The sequence below is a fragment of the Algoriphagus machipongonensis genome, from assembly GCF_000166275.1.
Lineage (GTDB): Bacteria > Bacteroidota > Bacteroidia > Cytophagales > Cyclobacteriaceae > Algoriphagus > Algoriphagus machipongonensis.
On sequence record NZ_CM001023.1, the window covers coordinates 4,050,648 to 4,070,875 of the forward strand.

Sequence of the window (20,228 nt, forward strand, 5' to 3'; positions counted from 1 at the left end):
TTTTAAGTATTAACAATCAATGCCAATAATGGAAAATAAAATTAAGACGAAGGACAAAATACTTCTGGAAGCAATTACACTCTATAATGAGCAAGGAATCCAAAATGTCACCAGTCGTCATATTGCAAGCAGAATGGGCATAAGTCATGGGAATTTAGACTACCATTATAAGACTAAAGAAGATATCATTTTGGCTATTTACTGCAAAATGAGAAATGAAATGTCTGAGTCCTATGTAACTCGTGATCCTGAAATTAGTGCAATAGGTCATTTCCACCTTCTTATTCAACAACTAGAAGAATTTCAATACAAATACCGGTTTTTCAACCTTGATGTTTTGGAAGTGACTAGGTCTTTTCCAAATGTTTCAAAAATAATTCAGGAAACATTTATTAAAAGGAAAGAAACAACAATTCAGCTATTTCAGGAATTTATTTCTTCAGGATTTTTGAAGGAAATGGAACCAGCTGAACTGCAGCGCTTGGAACATATTATAAGAATGATCATCACTTTTTGGCTTTCGCAAAGAGAGGTAATGACCTCTTACAATTTTTCAGAAATGGGTTCTATGGTCAAGAGTATTTGGACTATTTTGAATCCCTACCTTACTGAATCTGGGAAAGCAGAATATCAAAAAGCAATAAATAATCATGGGGTTACCACTATATCAAATTAACATGAAAATCAAAAACTATCTACTTGCGCTATGTCTCGGCTTATTTATAACGCTAGGACTAATTAGTTCAGCTACACATGCCCAACAAAATTCGCAAAAACCCAATGTACTATTCCTTTTTGCAGATGACCAACGTGCAGATGCTTTAGGAATCAACGGCAACCCATATATCCAAACTCCGACAATCGATCAGCTAGGTCGGGAAGGGAGCCGATTCTCTAATGCTTATGTGATGGGAGGAGTACATGGAGCAATTTGTATGTCTAGCCGAGCCATGCTTTTCAGCGGTAAAAATCTATATAAGGTAACCGACAAACTCAGCGGAGAGCATACCATGACCATGAGCTTTGCAGCAGCAGGCTACAGAACCTTTGGAACAGGAAAATGGCATAACGAAAAGGAAGCATTCGAAGCTAGTTTTCAGGAAGCCAAAAACGTGTATTTAGGCGGTATGGCCGATCATTATGACCTTCCTTTAAGGGATTATGGAGCAGATGGAAAATTAGGCGAGCCTACAAGAAAAGGTTTTTCCACTGAGCAATTTGCGCAAGCAGCAATTGACTTTATCAAAGACCATGGCCAAAGAAACACTGATCAGCCTTTTTTCTGTTACGTAGCTTTTACGGCACCGCATGACCCCTATTCCCCTGAAGCAAATTATATCAACCATTACCCAGATGGGACACTTCCACTTCCAGGAAATTACATGCCCTACCACCCATTTGAATTTGATCATCTGACTGTTAGAGATGAAAATTTAACTGGATGGCCAAGAAAACCCGAGGTAATACAGATGATTTTGTCAGATTACTATGCCTTGGTAACACACTTGGACACTCAGATTGCAAAAATCCTGAATACGCTCAAAGAAACCGGGCAATATGACAATACCATTATTGTTTATGCCGCAGATAATGGCTTGGCAGCTGGAAGCCATGGTCTTCTTGGTAAGCAAAGCCTTTACGAGCATAGCTCAAAAGTACCCTTGATTATCAAAGGTCCTGGCGTCCCTCAAGACCAAGAATTGGATGCTTTTGCTTATATCCATGACCTCTACCCTACCTTGGCAGAGTTGGCAGGTATTCCTGACCCAAGTGACATCGACGGGGTAAGTTTAGTTCCTGTAATCACAGGCGAACAGGATGGAGTGAGAGATGCACTTTTCACTTCTTACCGAGGCACGGTAAGAGCAGTGAGAAACAAAAAATATAAGCTTATTCGCTATCCTGAAAGAGATTACACCCAATTATTCGACTTGGATGCCGATCCTTTGGAAATTAACAACTTGGCTGAGAATACTGAATATCAAAGTAAAAAATCCGAGATGTTTGAGTTGATGGAAAAATGGCAAAATAGCTTCCAGGACACGGTAAAATTGACTGCCGATAAGATCAAACCCATGAAATATGATCCGGACACTTTGGTTAGAAAACCAGATCAATGGCAACCGGAATATACTTTGAAAAGGTATTTTGAAGTCAATAAAAAATAAATGAGCTCGAAAGGCCAGTTTTTATTAAGAACTGGCCTTTTAACTTTTTTAACTAGGTAGGAATAGGTATTTCACCTTATTTTTAACTGCCTACCAATTTCAATTATATGCTAAACCTCCACAATTTCCATAAATCTTACTCAACAGGTTTTAGCATAAGTGTGGATCATTTGGCTTTGGATTCAGGCATTCATTTGATCAAAGGAGCCAATGGTTCAGGAAAGTCTACTCTACTAAAGGCGATAGCAGGAATTCATGATTTTAAAGGAGAAATAAACCTACTGGGTGTTTCTATCAAAAAGGACCCGGTTTCTTATCGAAAAATGGTGAATTTCTCGGAAGCCGAACCGGTATTTCCAGAGTTTTTAAGTTTAGATGAACTGATCAATTTTACTACTTCGATCATTCATGAGGATAAAAACCAAATCCTAGAATTGAAAGAAAAGTTGGATATCAGAGATTATTCTGAGAATCCCATTTCCTCTTATTCCTCCGGGATGCTAAAGAAATCAGCCCTGCTTTTGGCTTTTTTGGGAGAGCCCAAACTGATTATTTTAGATGAGCCATTTACGACTATAGACTTGGCTACACAGGATCATTTGAAAGAGCTGATTTTAAAGAAACAGGAAGAAGGAGTCAGTTTTATCCTTACTTCTCATATGGCAGATTTTGAAGATTTCTTTGCTTACCATTCTGTTCATGAAATCAAGGATGGATCAATAATTTGATAATGAGGGAGCTCTTGCTTAAATCTTTTGTTTACCCTTTTTACAAGGCCTATTTAGGTTTCTTCATTCTAATCCTGACGATTTTTGGTGTTTTCATGGAATTGAAGCAGCATCTTATGCTGGCAGAAAAAATACTGCTGAGCCAAAAGTGGTTCACATTTCTTTTACTTGCTTTCGCGATTTATGTGGTTCTCCAATGGAGTTTTCAAAAAAAACTTATCCACGATCCCAGATACCGACAATTTCAAAAATTTTCGTTTCTAAGCTTTAGAGATTTTGTGCTTTTTTTCTCACCGGTTTGGTTAGCTAATCACAGCTTACTTCTACTCTATTTTTTATTACTTTTCTTTACCGGAATTCCTTTGCTGGCCTGGTCTAAACTAGTCATTCTCATAATCTTTTTAGGTGTTTCTTATGGGCTTTCCTTGTATTACACCTTTCTCAGGTTTAGGAATTTTCATCCGGAAAAACTGGTTCAAAACAACCAAATCATAAAGGAAAAACCCTTTTCGATCTGGTTTCTATTTCATTTAAAAGAAAACAGACCTTTACTATTACTTCTAGTAAAAGGTTTCAGTCTATTTATCTTGAGCGGCTTTTTCTATTCTTTTTTTGCAGGGAAATACGATGCGAGATGGCTTGCCTTTGGATTGCTGATTAGCTGTTTTATTCATTATCCGATCTGGCTGGAAAAATGGGAGTTTGGAGAAAGAAAACTCTACTTTTTTAGAAATCTACCATTGAGGTTTATGCAAAAAATCCGTTTGGAACTTTTGACAATCTTGATGCTGACCCTACCTGAAATAATTTTGATCTTATTCCACGGGAGAGCAATTGAAAGCAATTCCTCCCTAATTTACCTTATCTTTTTTTGGCTTGGCCTCCATCCAGGCATGAATGCACTGTGTCATTTGGCTCAGGTAAAACAACAATACAACCTACTCTATTTCGCTTTTTTTGGAGTCTTCTTAGCTATCATATTCGGATTCAATCTGGCTATCCTGGCTTTGGTTTTCCTTATCTCTTTTGGGTATAGTATTCATTCTCCTCTCAGGATATAAAAAAAAGGGAGGTTAAAACCTCCCTTCAACTTAATTAGTTACTCTTTTGAATTGGATATCACTGAAACAGATATCTCCTTCACATCCTCTTGGAAATAACAAAACAGATTGGTCTTCTATGACTTCAAATGGAATATTACCAAATGAAGCAGGATTATCAAACAATTCATCTTTGGGAACATAGCTTCCGCTAGCGGTATACATGGTAGTCGCATATTGATAATCTGGGACGGACACCTTTCCATCCTCAATCAAAAAGGTTCCTTCTGCATAAAACTGGTAACCAAGATCCTCCTCTGAGCCAGGTTCACGAATTGTTCTAAAGTAAGACATCGTTCCATCAGCTCTATAAATCATCGTTGTAACTGCATCTTTATCCCAATCATCCACATAATAAGATTGTTGCCATTCCCCTATAATCGGTGAATTAATTTTCTCTACATCCTCATTACAGGAGGAAAAAACCAAACAAATGATTAAAAAATTGAAGTAAAACAGTTTTTTCATGGTTGATTTTCATTGGTTATTCCTCATCATTACGAAAGAGATTGTTTAAATGTTAACAACTTAGTTTGAAAAATTCAATTTTTCATTTCTCAAATTAATCTGTCCTTGGATTAGGTTTAATAAGAGAAATCGTAAGAAAAACTTTGGAATCCTGTGGGGCTATTCTTTTATTTATCGAACCCTTAAAATCCGATTCCTTGAGTCAAATAAATATTCTTATTGTTGAAGATGAATTAATCATCGCAGAAGATCTAAAAGATATACTTGAAAGCCAGGGATATCATGTCTCTGGAATTGCCGTAAGTGCTAGAGAAGCCTTACAAATTATAGAAGAGCACCATATTGACATCGCGTTACTGGACATAAAAATCAAAGGTGGTAAAGATGGAATTATGCTAGGAAAGGAAATCCGTGAACATTACCGTATTCCCTTTGTCTATTTAACTTCACATGTAGATACTGCTACACTTTCTAGAGCCAAAGAGACATTCCCCTATGGCTACCTGGTAAAACCTTTCAACGAAAAAGAAATCCATGCAACTATTGAAGTTGCGATAAGTAATTTCGCATCAGAAAACACCAAAAAAGAATTAACAGACTCCGCAGATGAATTCGTTTTAAAAGACAGCCTTTTTGTCCGGTCCAATGGGATGCTAATAAAGCTTAAATTAGAGCAGATAATCTATTTAGAGGCTGATGCGAATTACACTCAAGTGTTTTTAAAAGATAAAAAATACGTCGTTAGATCCACTTTAAAAGACTTAGAACAAAAACTCAACCCCAATTTTTTCGCAAGAATTCATAAATCTTTCCTTATCAATTTAGAGAAGATTGAAGCAATCGATGCACAGTCGGTTCACATAGGAGGTAAAGAAATTCCTATCTCAAGGTCTCAGCATAGTTGGTTAATCAATCAAATTAAAACTTTGTAGAAAGTTTATTTTGCGAGGAATTTTATCAATTTACATTTCTCGACAGTTCATCTACAAATCCTATCTGTTGATCCCTAAAGCAAGCTTGCGAAAGCTTAAATAGGCTACATTTTAATCAGTAATTGTTTAACACAAATCAATTATTGATGAAAACGATCAAATTTTTACTCCTGCTTTTAGCAGTTTCTTGCTTTATTTTAAGTTCCTCTGCACAAAATGAATTGGCCATAAATTCTACCGCTGAATTAAATCCTTCAAAGAAAGGAAAAAAACTCACCGCGGCACCGACTTTCTATGGAGGCAACCTAGAACTTTCTAAGTATTTCAATAATCATCTAGCCTATCCTGAATTAGCCAAAAAACAAGGAATAGAAGGTAAAATTCTAGTCGAATTCACAATAACCGAAAAAGGTGTGATTCAAGAAATCGAGCTTTTAAATTCCTTAAGTGAAGATTTGGATAAAGAGGCGCTTCGGTTGGTTAGAAATATGCCCGATTGGCAGCCTGCCTACCAAGATGGAAAAGCCAGGCAAGTGAAATACCAATTACCGATACTTTTCAAATTAGATAAATAGAAGATGATAAATACCTGATACAGGATGACAAGCTAGGGGAAAGGGCAGCAGAAGGGTGATAGTTTTATACTAATCGTTATGAAAAATCTAGGGTTTTGGTTAGGTTCAATTGAATTATTTAAAGCCTGCTTACCTACCAAAAAAGTTCATACGGTGAAAATACTTAAGTTTTTTGTGATTATTTTTTTAGTCTGCCCTTTTATTTCCAAAGCTCAATCTGAAAATTGGTCTTCAGATTCTTTATCAATTTATGATTCTAAAATTCAAGAAGAACTCAATGAAGAGAACTTCGAGGATGTCAAAACCCTTTTTAGTATTCTCTATGAAAGAGGAGCGAGTTCTCTTGAACCTGCCATCTACGAGTACTTTTATCAAGCAATAGAAGACCCGCGGATTAAGAAAAGTGCCGAATTACTCGCAAGGATCCAACACAATCTTGGCAACTTAGAATTCTATAGATCAGATTTTAAAGCCGCAAAAAATGCCTTCAAATTAGCTTTAGCCAACTATCAAAAAGCCGGAGAAAAAGAAAGTGCTGCGGGTATGGCTATGAACTTGGGGATTATTCAGGAGCGTGAATCCAATTATGACTCAGCTTTAGCTGCATATGATCAGGCATTACCCATTTTTCAAGAATTAAATGATACATCGGGGGTAGCAACAGTCCTCGAAAACATAGGACTCGCTCATAGCTACAAGGGAAACTACGAGTTGGCACTTGATTATATGGAAATGACTGACTCTGTATTGAAAACCAATACTCCATTAAATTCGGGTCGATGGACGAATCTTTTCTACAATAAAACGACGATCTATAATTCTCTAGGGGAATATGAGTATGCTTTATTTTTCGCTTTGAAAGGGCTAAAGTTAAGCGAGGAACTTGAAGATCCCCGCAGAATCAACATTGGGTATATTATGCTTGAGGACACCTACGATAACCTTGAGGATAAAGAAAACTGGCTGAAGTATGTGATGCTGGCGAAAGTATTTGCCGAAAATTCCGAGAATGGACTACGAGTCGCTGATTTAAATTTCAAACTCGCAAGGTATCATTTGGAATCTGAGACCTTCGATTCGGCCTCCTATTATGCAGAGAAGGGCATGGAATATTACCTTGAAAATAATTACGCTGAAGGGAAAACCCGTGGACATATTTTAATTGGTAAGATCTATTTTTCGCAGGAAATGTATCAGAAAGCCATCTCTGAATACCAGTTGGCACTTCAGAGTATGAGCAATGAGGACAGCAGGGAGATTGCCTCTGTGAGTCATAATCTTGGAATTTCTTATTCCCGAATCGGAGATTATGCAAAAGCCGATGAATATCTGAACCAAGCATTAAGCTATCGGCTCGATTTTGGGCAAAAAAGTTCACTGGCTCCCACTTATCTGGCGCTTTCAGAATCAAATCTAGATCGGGGAAACTATAAAAATGCCTATGAGTTTTTTGTGAAATATAAATCCTACGAAGACAGTATTTTGGATGAAACCAAAACCAAACAAATCGCTGAATTACAGACCCAATACGAAACAGAAAAGAAAGACCAAACCATCGTAGAGTTAGAACAGAAATCAGAAATTCAGCGATTAGAAGCAGAAACTCAAAAAAGCCAAATATACCTTAGCTTAATTGGGATTGCCCTATTAATAGTCATTGTAGCTGCTCTTTATTATCGTTCACAACTCAAGCAAAAAGCTAATCAAGAACTGGCAGCAAAAAATAAAGAAATAGAAAAGCAAAACTCAGAAAAAGAGTTGCTGCTGAAGGAAATCCATCATAGAGTTAAAAACAATTTACAGATCATCTCCAGCCTTCTAAGCATGCAAACGAGGGGAGTTCATGACCTTAAAGTAATTGATGCTATGAAAGAAAGTCAGAGTCGTGTAAAAACCATGGCTTTGATTCATGAAAAACTCTACCAATACGAGAATCTTTCCAGCATTAATATGCAAGAATATATGAAGCAACTCAGCGATTTCCTGACTCAGACTTATGGCCGGAATAAGGAAATTGAAGTGATCATTGAATCTGAAGAAATTAACCTGGACATTGATACGGCAGTACCACTCGGCCTAATTACAAATGAACTTTTAAGCAATGCCTTAAAATATGCCTTTGAGGAATCTCAACAAGGAACAATTAAGATCAGCTTAAATCAAGTGCGAAAAGACAGTTACCTTTTGATAGTCAGTGACACCGGCAAAGGCTTGGACAAGGATTTGGATATTGGTAAAACCAGTTCTTTGGGCTTGAGACTGGTGCGAACATTAACCCGTCAAATCAATGGTAACTTATCCATATCATCTGATTCCGGAACCACCTTTTCTATTGAATGGGAAAAAGAAGATTTAGCTGCCTAATGCTATTTTAAATAAATGGATTGCAAAAACTGGATCTGCTCCAAATGCGGAGGTTTAATAGGTTGAATTTCCTCCCCCAACTCCATCAACATGGGGTTATCCGAAGAAAATGCAGGCCATTTAGGTAATCCTTCCCCGTTTGGATCTCCATTTTTCACAAAATTCACCCAGTACTGAGACATCGCATCTTCCAGTTTATAATCTACTTCTGTAAAAGGTCTGTTCCAATACTTCAGGGTATGAAAAGAGTAGCTAAACTCAGCAGAATGAAATGCTCCGTAATTCGGCTCTCCTGGTGGTACTCTCGTAAAATGGTACAAATAGGATGATTCCGGTGCCAGTTCAGATTGGATTTTAGCCCATGTAAAGTTTTGATACCCAAACATCATTTCAGACAGGACCGCCTGAGTTTCTTCTAGCTCTTCTTCCGAATTGGCAGGAAAAAATTTCAAATATTCTTCATAGCGATCAGGGTATTTCTGCTTAGCTGTCTCCTGAAATTGTGCTGGTATTTGAGGACCAGCAAAAGATACATTATCATCCGCATTCCAGCCGGTCAGCAATTTCACAGCGTTTGATGCTCCACTTGTAAATGCCTCATCAAAATTTATTGGAATCACATAATCATCTTTATAAGGCCAAAAACTCCCTCCGGCTGCCAAAAGAGAATCTGCGGGAATCATCCTCATTTCATCAATAGAGGAAACACCCAATTTCTGCATAAATTCTTCTCCTCCTTTTTCTACAACCTCTTTTCCTATTCCTCCTCGTGCTCCGTCAAAATTGAACATCGCTCCACTTTGGGCAATAGCTTTATTAAAAAGCCCTTTCGCTAAGGGAGAACCTACCAAAACATTGACACTCATTGATCCTGCAGATTGACCCGCAATAGTTACATTATCAGGGTCTCCTCCAAAAGCTGCAATATTATTCTTGACCCACATCAACGCTGCAATTTGATCCAAAAAAGCATAGTTTCCTGAAGTTCCAGAACTTGAATTCTCAGATAATTCAGGACTGGCGAGAAATCCAAAAACTCCTAGTCTATAATTGATCGTTACTACTACAATCCCTTTTTTGGCTAATTCTTCTCCATCGTATAGCGGAACAGTCCCCGAACCACCTGAAAATCCTCCTCCGTGAATCCATACCATCACAGGCCTCTTTTCTTCCTGATTTTCTGCTCCAGTCCAAACATTTAGATATAGGCAATCTTCTGAAATAGGGGCTGGTGGAATTAAAAACTCTTCTGACCAGGCAAAGAATGGCACTGGAGGTCTTTGAATTGCAGATGGTGGATTATCGACAGTTACTTTGATTCCTTCCCAAGGTTTAACAGGCTGGGGCTCTCTCCACCGATTCTCACCTATAGGCGGTGCTGCAAAGGGGATTCCCATAAAAGTTTTAATTGAATCCTCTCCTACCAATTTACCTGATATCACTCCATCTTGAGTTTTTAAGGAATTGACATCTACTTTTGGTACTGGAGCTTCTTGACTACATGCCATCAAAAAACCTAAAAAGAAGAAAAGGAGACTATTTTTCATGAACGGAATGGTTTGAATACCTACTTGTTTGTCTAAATCTAATGATTTAATGATTCAGAGTGAAACATTAGGTTTTCCCACGACAATACTTTCATAAATATTGAGTCCAGGACCTCATTAAAATGGCCGAAAACGAATGCAAAACTTGTTCAAATTCGCACACCTTTTTCATATGAAATAGCAGATATGCTCTATAATGGCTAATTTCTTAAGCTGGAATGCCTTTTGCATTTTAAGTGATTAAATAAAATCAACTATGCTTAGTTTCTTACTCTGGTGTATTCTTTTTGTCCTTTGCTGGCCAATAGCATTAATCGCCTTGATTCTGTATCCTATCTTTTGGTTACTATTATTACCATTCAGGCTACTTGGATTTGCAGTTGATCTGTCATTTGATTTGATCAGGAATATATTTATGCTCCCATTTACTTTGCTAGGAAAAAGGTAAGGTGCTTTTAATAATACTTTTTGACTAGGTTCATGATTTTATGAAATACTTCAGTGTTTTCGTAAACACCCCTAAATTCATCTGCATGAGCTCCATAGGCAAAAATCGGCACCATTATTCCTGTATGATCATCACTATGAAAAGCTAACTCCACTGTATGGGAGGAAATATCCCCTTGGGGAATAGAAACTCCTCCTGTCTCATGATCTGCTGTAATCAGAATCAAGGTTCCAGGATGTTCATCGGCGTATTGGATTACTTTTCCGATCACTTGATCAAAATCAAGCATTTCAGAAACTATCATCGAGCTGCTATTGGAATGACCTCCTGAATCAATATTAGCAGCTTCCACCATCAGGAAGAAAGGCGATTCCTTTTGCTCCAAAAAGTTAAGTGCTACACTGGTGCTTTTTAATAAATAATCCCCTCTTCCATCCAACTTTTTAGGCAAGGATCCATTGGCAGCAAAAAAACCAACTCGATCACCGGATAAATCCTCTAAGCTTTCTGCGAGTCTAAAACCTTTGTTTTTCAAGTTTTCCAACTCAGAAGTGAAATGGCTTTTCCCTCCACCAATAAATAGGTCCAAATTACTACTGGGTAAGTAGGCTGCGATCTGTTCTGAATCATCTCGCTCCGGGTGATGTGCATAGAAAGAAGCAGGGGTAGCTCCTGTTAACTGGTCTGTGGTTATAATCCCAGAATTAAACCCAAAAGCATCCAAAACATCTGGTAAATTACTTAAAGGGTTTCCATCAGGACCTACACCAATTGCTCTATTATTGGTTTTTTCTCCAGTAGCATAGGCAGTGGCTCCAGCAGCAGAATCCGTAGTAAAATCATCAGCAGCCTGAGTTTTTATCAAGCCCATATTTTTTAGCTGCGTAAGACTCAATTCATTGTCATTTGAAAATAGAGCAGCTGAAATCTGGGCAAGTCCATTACCATCTCCGATCATTAAAATCACATTCTTTATTGGAACCTGGGCTCCATCCACTTCGAATTTAGGTTGATATACTTTTGAAATTTCTGGATTTAGATAAACATTCTCTCCCAACTTACTTAAATACTCAGCAGCTGCGATTGGGTGGTCAGTATTGATATAATCTTCACCCATTTCAAAGAAAGCCTTCCAGGCAGATTTACTATCTGGGGATCCCCAAAAGCGCACAGGCTTACCAAAACTGTGAACCAAATCAATAAAATCCTGGACTTCTTGTCGTTCACTTTCTACCATCCTCCCTTTTCCATTCCATATAGAAAACTGTCGAAAGCTAAGGCTCACCATTCCTATTTTATCCCAAGGCAAATCTTCAGTCAACACTTTACTTTGGTAATCAAAAAACATCCATTCAGGATACTTGGAGTAATCTTCAGGCTTAGGCCTATTTCCTGAAATAATCAGTTTTAGCCCAAATGGATTTTTTGAGCTATACATCATATTCTTATAGGCTTTCATGCTTTCTTCCAACACTTCCAATGTGGTATATGCCTCTGTTTTTAAATCAACAAGTAAGTGAAAGTTGATCTCTGTAATCAAGCCATTTTCTAATCCTTCTGTAATGGGATCCAAATACAAGCTTTCAATGGTTTGATCTATCTTGATACTTTCAGCTTCATGAGCCGCCATAAGCTTTCCATCTTTTAAAATCACATCCACCTCAATGGAGTTTGCTCCTGCACTAAAAGCTGTCCAAAAAGGGACCTTCTGCAGGTAATCGTTATGAGAATGAATTTGAAAAGGGTTGGAACTCTGAGCAGTCAGCTTAAAAACTAAAGTCAGGAGAAAAAGAGTTGTTGATAAGAATGTACGCATTCTCAAAAATAAGGCATTCAATAGAAATTAAGGCTTGAAAGCCATGAATAAGTAAAGACTTAATATATCCATAAAGTAAAGGATCAAATGAACATAAATCCCAAAAAACAAGAAACACCTAACCCATTGATTTACAGTATAATTTTAAACAATTCGATTTATTTTATCCATTTCAATTCATAACAATAAGTTGAAACCCTATGTCAGGGTTTTTGCTAAAAAAATTGATAATTGCAGACTAAACAGAGAAGCATGAAACCCCTATTCCAGTTAATCCTATTTTTTGCTTGTACCCATATTTCATTGAATCTAAGTGCGCAAGACCTTTCCATAAATCAGACTCAAGTAATCGGTAGCCATAACAGCTACAAAAGTGAAATGTCCCCCTCCTTATTAGAATATTTATCCAAGGTAAACCCAACCGCTTCCCAAAGCCTAGAATATGCTCATATCCCCTTTGAAGCCCAATTGGATTTAGGTTTAAGAAACTTGGAATTAGATGTTTTTCATGATCCTGAAGGAGGAAGATATTCAAATCCGAAAGGGTTAGAAATAATCAAATCCAGTGGTGAAGATATCCCAGATTATGATCCAGGCGATGCACTTTCTAAACCTGGACTAAAGCTTTTTCACGTCCAAGACCTTGACTTCCAGTCTCACTACCTGCTCTTTGCTAATGCCTTGAAAGCTTTGAAAAACTGGAGTGAAAACAACCCTGATCACACTCCTATTTATGTTTTGATCAATGCCAAGGATGGAAATATTCCAGGTACCCGCCCTGTACTTCCTTTCACAGCTGCTGCTTTAGACAGCATTGACTTGGAAATCAGAACACATTTGGGAATGGATCATTTGATTACTCCTGACTTGGTTAAAGGAGAATTTGAGGATTTGGAATCTGCCGTTTTAGCTGGCAACTGGCCGAAGCTTGATGATGTGAGAGGAAAATTCCTTTTTGTCTTGGATGAAAGTGAGGAGAAAATTGATCGATATCTAAGCGCTAAGCCTGAATTAAAAGATGCTGTGCTTTTTGTCAATAAAAAAGAAGGGAATCCTACTGCTGGATTTAGAATCATCAACAATGCTGTGAAGGATGAGGCTTACATCAGAGAGCTAGTCAAAAAAGGCTATATGGTCCGAACACGAGCAGATTCTGATACAAAAGAGGCTAGGTCGAATGACTATAATACCTTCGAGAAAGCCAAAGCATCTGGAGCACAAGTAATCTCAACCGACTATTATCTGCCATCTACCTTCTTCAAATCGGATTACAAAGTTAATTTCGAAGGAAATACTTTCGAAAGGCCAAACCCTATTTTGGTCAAAAACTAGAATTAGCTCTTCCCATTTTGAATAAAAAACAGCTCATACCCATCCTCTTCAGTGCCGCCTTTCAACTGGCATGTTCAAACTCCAACCTACAGGCCCAATCTCAGTCAAGAGAAATCGCATTCCTTTCAGATGTACACTTGCAAGATGTATATGCAGATCTTAATTCAGATGAATTTAAAGGGGTGTTAAACCCTAAAACTGGAAAATTTGCAACAATACGTACCATGAAGAGCCAGTTGAATTCTACTAGATTATTCAACGAAAATTATTTTTCATTTATCAGCGCTTTGGAGGATTTAAAAACTAAAGGGATAAAGTTGGTGGTGCTCCCGGGAGATTTTACAGATGATGGGCAACCCATGAATGTTCTTGCTTTGAAAAAAATCCTAGATCAGTATTCCGCTGATTCAGGAATGCGGTTTTTCCTGACCACTGGAAATCATGACCCGGTAAAGCCCTTTGGAGGAATAGCCGGTAAAAGTGATTTTCTAGGAACTTATGGCGGGCAACAGGCAATAGCTGGTTCAAAGGAAGTTTATCCTAGCACCCATACAGCAATATCCGATCAAATTAATTATTGGGGATACCCTGAAATCACAGAGACTCTTTCAGCCTATGGTTTTTTCCCAAGCCAAAAAGATATTTTTTGGACCCACCCTTTTGAGGAATTCGATTATGATAATTACAATTTTGAGCAAGTTCAAGCTAACTCCCATCTAGAAAAAAGGGTGTACGCCTCAGGTGAAAATAGGCTTACATTGCCTGATGCAAGCTATTTAGTAGAACCAATAGATGGCGTTTGGCTTTTAGCTTTGGATGGAAATGTTTATACTTATAGTGGAAGTGAGTGGAAAGGTTCGTCCGTAGGTTTTAATCAGGCCGCTTTCCACAAAAATCACCAACTTGACTGGATCAGTAAAGTCACTTCCGAAGCAAAAAAAAGAGGCAAAACACTCATTTCCTTTAGCCATTATCCATTGGTGGAGTTTCATGATGGAGCTTCAGAGGAAATGAAGTCCCTCTTTGGAAACCAAAAATTTCAACTTGCAAGAGTGCCCCATAGAGAGACATCCAATCTTTATGCAGCTGCTGGTATCCAGATTCACTTTGCCGGACATATGCACATAAATGACACTGGAATCTTTCAAGACCATAGAACCAAAAATACCATGTATAACATTCAAGTACCTTCTTTAGCTGCCTTCCCCCCAGCGTATAAAACTGTCAAGACTACTGATGTTTCCAATTTGGAGATCGAAACAATTCCCCTCACCGAAGTTGACCATATGAATGAGTTCTTTGACTTATATCGAATGGAGCACAAGTGGTTATTTGAAAAACAAGATCCGGGAATTTGGGACAGTACAATTCTCGCCTCTCAGGACTATATGGAGTACACCCGAAATCATTTATTAGAACTTACAAAATCTAGGTTTATTCCATCGGATTGGCCTGAAAATCTTGCTATTCTCCTTCAGAACCTTTCCCCACAAGAACTGATAAACTGGGGTGAAATGAATGAAACCCAGGGTGAGAGTTTTCTTCAGGAAAAATTGAAAAAGCTAAAAGCAAGTACCAAGAGTACCCTTCCTTATCATTATCTCATCGATGATTTTTACCTTTTGAAAAATGGGGATGAATTAGGGAAAGAGATGATTTCTGAAGACAGAATCAGATTATATGAAAATATCTTCTACTCGTTAAGCCAAAAGAGTCAAGGCAAAGAACCGAGTCTGAATCGGGAGTTAAACCAGTTTTTCGGAATCTTCGAGAAGTTATATCATTCTAATCCTTCCGATCATTTTGCCATTGATTTAAAGAATAATACGATCAAGAAAATAGAGGACTGAGGCAAAATCCTTAACGGACCAAAGCTAAAAAATGATCATCTTTTTTAATGTCAATCCCACCACTAATTATCTACCAATAACATTCCAGTGACACATTATAACCCGTATTAACATAAAGGTTCTTTTCTTAACTTATCATAAGATCATCCACAAATGCCAAAGGCATTTTCAGTATCAACCCCCTCACCTTTCATTTAAAATCATTCAAAAACAACCTTTCTCTAGTTAAATTAATAAGAGAATACCACAGCAATTGTGATAACTTAAGCCTTCATTTCAATTTAGATCATTTATAGAACTCATGATGAGACATTTCTATTTAATTTTCTTGCTCACTTTCCTTTTGGTTGAGTCAAATTTCGCTCAGGAAACCGTCGTCTTCAAAGGAGGAACCGAAGGACATAAGGTTTATAGAATCCCAGCGATCATTTCTCTTCCCAATGAAGACTTACTAGCCTTTGCAGAAGGTAGGGTAAATGGAAGTGACGATTTTGGGGATGTCAATTTAGTCTTGAAAAGAAGTCATGATTATGGAAAAACTTGGTCTGCAATCCAAATGTTAGTGGACTATGATTCCCTTCAAGCAGGAAATCCAGCTCCTGTTGTTGACATGCTTGACCCCAACTATCCTGAGGGAGTGGTTTATTTATTTTTCAACACAGGAAACAATCATGAATACGATATTCGTATGAACCGAGGTGTAAGAGAAGTTTGGGTAATGAAGTCATTCGATTTGGGAAAAACCTGGGAAGATCCTGTCAACATCACGAGTCAAACTCACCGCCCCAATAACCCCGATTTTAATCCAGATTATACTTTCAAAGACGATTGGAGGCATTATGCCAACACACCAGGCCATGCCTTTCAGTTTCAGCAAGGGAAATATAAAGGGAGAATTTATATAGCAGCAAATCATTCCAAAGGAGATCCCCAAGATAATTTCAGTGAATATCAAGCCCATGGTTTCTTCACAGATGACCATGGTAAAACCTATGGAATATCCGAGCCCATTTCCATTCCAGGATCTAATGAATCCATTGCCGCAGAGCTTCCAAATGATCGAATGATTATGAGTATTCGAAACCAAAAAGGGGATATTCGCCAAAGAATCCTTGCCTACTCATCGGATGGTGGGGATACTTGGGATTCAGAGGAGTTTGAAGAAGAACTCCCAGACCCTGTTTGCCAAGGTTCCATTATTTCACTCACGGATTCTAGGGGTCGCTTTATTCTGGTACATTCCAATAATGCAGACACATTAAACCGAAATAATTTATCGATAAAATTCAGCTATGACGAGGGTAAAACTTGGCCTAAAACTATGTTGATCGATGGAGTTGAAGATCCAGGGAAATCGGCCTATACAGCCTACAGTGATTTGGTAGTACCCAAGCAGAACATGATTGGAATCATTTATGAAAAGAATAATTATTCAGAAATCGTCTATAAATGGATAAAATGGGTCTATTAAAAATAAGTCTCTGACCTTCGAAATTTTAAAAACCTGATTTTTATCATTGGAAGGCTTTCTGGGAAAGTTTAGGTTTCCACTCCTTAAACAATAAACCCATGAAAATCACCTCACAATTAGGACGTCTATCTTTATTCACCATTTATTTCTGGTTTGGCATCTTAAAAGTTCTTGGCTATTCACCTGCAGAAGCACTTGTCCAAAACCTTTTCAGCCAAACGATAGGTACTTGGCTTGATTTTAATCTATTCTGCATTGGCTTCGGCTTTTTTGAATGTGCCTTGGGTATACTTTGGCTCTTTCCAAAACTCAGCAAAATCTCCCTTTACATTTTAATCGCCCATATGCTCACCACTTTCTTACCTGTCTTAGTTTTGACAGAAGAAATTTGGCAGTCCTGGTTTACCCCAACACTTGTCGGCCAGTATATCATTAAAAATCTTGCTTTGATTTCATTGGCCCTGTTTATTTCAAAAAGCTATGAACAAGAGCAATTAGAGTTAAAAAGAGAATCTAAATCATTAATGAAATTTGAAGGCTTTACCAGCAAACTTGTTTCTTAAAAAAAAGCCCGGTTAAACCGGGCTTCACTATTTTCAGCTAAAATCAAAAATTAGGGGATCGGATTGCCTCTCCGCTATTTCAATCTTAGTTTTTTCAACCTTTTTCCTGGATTCTGTATCTATCAAAATAACCTGGAAAGGGTCATTTGAGAAAACCTTGGGCGTAAAACTGTCCCCTTTTAATCTAAGGGCATATTCTAACTCACCTGTTTTTTCATTGACCAACTGAAGCAAAGGCCTCTTCACTCCTCTTACCTGAATTTCTGGCAAATACCCAACAGCCTTTCTTGCATAGTTGTCATCTTGGGAAACCTCAATAGGCCAGCCCTCATATTGTCCTGTGGGATTAGAAATTGGATCTACATTTCTTGGCCAACATTCAATTTTCATTTTCCTGTTAGACTTATCGAAGGTGATAATACCGTAACCTGTTCCTCGGTCATATATCCGCGAGGGTTCAAAACCGGTTTTATAAGGGTTCGCAACCGCATGAATCGTCATCTTGTTTCCAAAGCCATCCATAAAATCACCGGTATTTTTTTCTTTCCCTGGGATCGGCTGATGGTCTTCTGAAACCTGTGGCCACCATCTTCTAGGCCAAAGGTTATTCAAGGCAGGTCCAGCAAAGGCATACCCCGAATCTCTAAACTCATCTACTCCATAGTGTACCGTACTTGCCAAATGTTGATCTCCCGCGATATGTAATGCAAAAGCTTTCCGAATAACTCTCACCGCCTCGTCTCTGCCTTTTTGAGGCCAACCATTGGAATCCATATCCGAAGTAGGCGCATCTCCTGTGACATATTCGCCTTTTTCAGGAATGGCTAAACTTGGGACTATTGAATCTATGATACTCCCTTCAGGCAAAGTGGCAACAGTACAGAAATTTGTTTGCGAACAAACGGCTTTCATCTCTACTCCATTATCCCAATTTTCAGCCCAATTCTTTAAGAAATCCATCTGCCTTTGACCTAAAAGTTCAGCATCGATATCATAATACTTTTTGATATCAAATTCGGTGTTTTGGATAAATCCATTCTGAATTTTAGCCTCTTCGGGAAGTACATTTTTAGGTGCTGATTTGAATTTCCTATCTTCTAAAATTGCAAAACTAACCCCGCCATAACTCCAGTCTGTGTAATATACATTGATCCCCTGCTTAACAGGTCTTGGATCATAAGGGTCCGGCAAATGGCTGGTTTGGGTCGCTTGGATCATGTTGACCCATTCAGCTGCCATTTTATAGCCTCCCTGATCCTGAGCCACATACCCCCAACCTTGGTCAGAAGGAGCATGCTTGCCACCTTCACCCCAAACATTTCCATGATATACATCATGATCATCCGGAATAAATGCAGTAGGAACTTTTCTGAAAATATTTCTATAAGACCAGCCAAACATGTACCATTTACGCAGGTAGTCTAAGCTAGACTTTTCTATTCTATCTGTCTGGATTCCAAAACCTCCCGTACCCTCATAAAACTGGTCTCCAAGAAATAAGGCCATGTCAGGCTGATGCTTTTTGACATGAATGGATACTTCTTCATCTGGAAACCCATGATCAGCATTACAGCTAAACACGGCCACCTTCAACTCCTCGGTTGATGCTGGTTCTGCGGCGATCTCTCCATAAAAGTCAAAATCCTGATTCCTGTTTTTTAATGGGACTTCTAAATGAACTCGAAAAGGAAATACCTTATCTTTTTGCCAATCCTGAATTCTAAATTGAGCAATTCGCCCAATTGGGTCTAAATCTGATTCCTGAATACTTTGCCAAGCCTCTCCTTCCTTTATTTGAAGTGAGATTTTCAGGCCCTCAATTTCTTCAACAGGAGCCAGTTGCGCCGTCATTTTCAATATTCCTTTATGCAAGGTGTACTGTGCAAAGCAAATTGGCCCAAAAAGCTGATCTGCTTTTTCGACGATTTTATCTCCGCTAAACATCCAATCTCCAAAAGAAGCCAGTGCCTTTTCTCCTCCCAACTTTTGAGGGCAGTGGGATACTAAAGCTATATTCCCCACTAGTACTTCGGGATCAATATCGGATTTAACCAAACTTACTTGAGGGTCTTTTTCTCCAAGGATATTTGCACTAAGGACTAGTTTGTATTTTCCCTCCGCATATTCTGCTTTCAAACTCAAATTGATGTCTTGGGCTAGATCGATTGTGTCTCTAGAGGTGTTTTCACCAATAAATAATTGACCTGCCCCATTTACCCCAACATCAAGGCCTTCTCCGAAAACCGCAGCAGATCTATAATCAGGAAACCTTCCTTTCGCACCTAATCTAAAGCCAGCATAAGCCTCCGCTTTTCCTATGAGATCGGAATTATTCCAGAGGATTGAAACAGACTGTTCAAAATCTTTTGATGTATCTCCTAACTGATGAGTAAGCACATGTAGTGCTCGGTTGGGAGCAGAAATAACACAGCTTGCTTTCCCCTCAAGTAATTCCCAATCCTGAAGACGATTCCCCCAAAACTCCGGCCCTATCCATTTCATATTGGGCCAATTTTCCCAGGTACTTTTAAATGCAGCCTCTTTAACCCCCAATAGTTTTTTGAGGCTTGTGAATGCTTGAGGTAAAAACATTGGGGTGACAGAGCTTAGGGCCATTGCCTTTACGGCGGTTCTTCTTTTCATAGTAATTATGGTAATCGGGATTTATTTCTTGTTTAACATTTTTCGGATTAACGAAACTCTTCCTTTATTGATATTCTAATATCTTACATTTCGAAGCAAGAAATAGAGGGTACATTTTGCAAAAAGAGGGCAGAAATTAGGCTATTTTTTCTAATCAACCGAAAAAACGACCATTCTATTACCTTCTCCTGATAAAATTCGATTTCTCTAAATTGCTCATCTT

The 20,228-nt window shown here is 38.3% G+C and carries 15 protein-coding genes; 11 read left to right on the plus strand and 4 right to left on the minus strand.

What is annotated here, in order from left to right:
• The first annotated feature begins 28 nt into the window (after positions 1-28).
• The 4 genes from ALPR1_RS17030 to ALPR1_RS20855 all read left to right on the plus strand — a co-directional run bounded on the left by ALPR1_RS17030 (position 29) and on the right by ALPR1_RS20855 (position 3,957).
• Positions 29-676, plus strand: coding sequence for a TetR/AcrR family transcriptional regulator (locus ALPR1_RS17030; protein ID WP_008202551.1), 648 nt, complete (start codon positions 29-31; stop codon positions 674-676).
• A 1-nt stretch (position 677) separates the two neighbouring features.
• On the plus strand, positions 678-2,168 hold the full coding sequence (locus ALPR1_RS17035; protein WP_008202552.1) for a sulfatase-like hydrolase/transferase: 1,491 nt from the start codon (positions 678-680) through the stop codon (positions 2,166-2,168).
• A gap of 107 nt (positions 2,169-2,275) precedes the next feature.
• Positions 2,276-2,896 carry an ABC transporter ATP-binding protein gene (locus tag ALPR1_RS17040; protein WP_008202553.1) on the plus strand — a complete coding sequence of 207 codons (621 nt, stop codon included), beginning with the start codon at positions 2,276-2,278 and terminating at the stop codon, positions 2,894-2,896.
• A gap of 587 nt (positions 2,897-3,483) precedes the next feature.
• Entirely contained in the window at positions 3,484-3,957 is a 474-nt protein-coding gene (locus ALPR1_RS20855; RefSeq protein ID WP_153231833.1) for a hypothetical protein, read from the plus strand.
• A gap of 30 nt (positions 3,958-3,987) precedes the next feature.
• Here ALPR1_RS20855 and ALPR1_RS17050 read toward each other — a convergent pair whose 3' ends face one another.
• On the minus strand, positions 3,988-4,464 hold the full coding sequence (locus ALPR1_RS17050; RefSeq protein ID WP_008202555.1) for a hypothetical protein: 477 nt from the start codon (positions 4,462-4,464) through the stop codon (positions 3,988-3,990).
• A 197-nt stretch (positions 4,465-4,661) separates the two neighbouring features.
• Between ALPR1_RS17050 and ALPR1_RS17055 the strand changes: the two genes are divergently transcribed.
• The 3 genes from ALPR1_RS17055 to ALPR1_RS17065 all read left to right on the plus strand — a co-directional run bounded on the left by ALPR1_RS17055 (position 4,662) and on the right by ALPR1_RS17065 (position 8,335).
• The gene (locus ALPR1_RS17055) at positions 4,662-5,396 is read left to right on the plus strand and encodes a LytR/AlgR family response regulator transcription factor (RefSeq protein ID WP_040303848.1); all 735 of its coding nucleotides are present in this window, start codon (positions 4,662-4,664) and stop codon (positions 5,394-5,396) included.
• A gap of 146 nt (positions 5,397-5,542) precedes the next feature.
• Positions 5,543-5,971 carry an energy transducer TonB gene (locus ALPR1_RS17060; protein WP_008202557.1) on the plus strand — a complete coding sequence of 143 codons (429 nt, stop codon included), beginning with the start codon at positions 5,543-5,545 and terminating at the stop codon, positions 5,969-5,971.
• Between the two features lie 78 nt (positions 5,972-6,049).
• Entirely contained in the window at positions 6,050-8,335 is a 2,286-nt protein-coding gene (locus ALPR1_RS17065; protein WP_008202559.1) for a histidine kinase dimerization/phosphoacceptor domain -containing protein, read from the plus strand.
• A gap of 2 nt (positions 8,336-8,337) precedes the next feature.
• On the opposite strand, the gene ALPR1_RS17070 is transcribed toward ALPR1_RS17065, so the two are convergent.
• Positions 8,338-9,882: a carboxylesterase/lipase family protein gene (locus tag ALPR1_RS17070; protein WP_008202562.1), complete on the minus strand. Its 1,545-nt coding sequence runs from the start codon at positions 9,880-9,882 to the stop codon at positions 8,338-8,340.
• A 455-nt stretch (positions 9,883-10,337) separates the two neighbouring features.
• The gene (locus ALPR1_RS17075) at positions 10,338-12,146 is read right to left on the minus strand and encodes an alkaline phosphatase (protein ID WP_008202564.1); all 1,809 of its coding nucleotides are present in this window, start codon (positions 12,144-12,146) and stop codon (positions 10,338-10,340) included.
• 252 nt (positions 12,147-12,398) lie between these two features.
• Between ALPR1_RS17075 and ALPR1_RS17080 the strand changes: the two genes are divergently transcribed.
• From ALPR1_RS17080 to ALPR1_RS17095, 4 genes are all read left to right on the plus strand, one after another.
• Entirely contained in the window at positions 12,399-13,478 is a 1,080-nt protein-coding gene (locus ALPR1_RS17080) for a phosphatidylinositol-specific phospholipase C1-like protein (RefSeq protein ID WP_008202566.1), read from the plus strand.
• 17 nt (positions 13,479-13,495) lie between these two features.
• Positions 13,496-15,328 carry a metallophosphoesterase gene (locus tag ALPR1_RS17085; RefSeq protein WP_008202567.1) on the plus strand — a complete coding sequence of 611 codons (1,833 nt, stop codon included), beginning with the start codon at positions 13,496-13,498 and terminating at the stop codon, positions 15,326-15,328.
• A gap of 301 nt (positions 15,329-15,629) precedes the next feature.
• Positions 15,630-16,799, plus strand: a complete 1,170-nt coding sequence (locus ALPR1_RS17090; protein ID WP_202795639.1) for a sialidase family protein — start codon at positions 15,630-15,632, stop codon at positions 16,797-16,799.
• 98 nt (positions 16,800-16,897) lie between these two features.
• Complete coding sequence (locus tag ALPR1_RS17095; protein ID WP_008202569.1) at positions 16,898-17,362, plus strand: hypothetical protein; 465 nt, start codon at positions 16,898-16,900, stop codon at positions 17,360-17,362.
• A gap of 33 nt (positions 17,363-17,395) precedes the next feature.
• Here the strand turns inward: ALPR1_RS17095 and ALPR1_RS17100 are convergent, their stop codons facing one another.
• The gene (locus tag ALPR1_RS17100) at positions 17,396-20,005 is read right to left on the minus strand and encodes an alkaline phosphatase D family protein (RefSeq protein WP_050776408.1); all 2,610 of its coding nucleotides are present in this window, start codon (positions 20,003-20,005) and stop codon (positions 17,396-17,398) included.
• Positions 20,006-20,228: the final 223 nt, after the last annotated feature.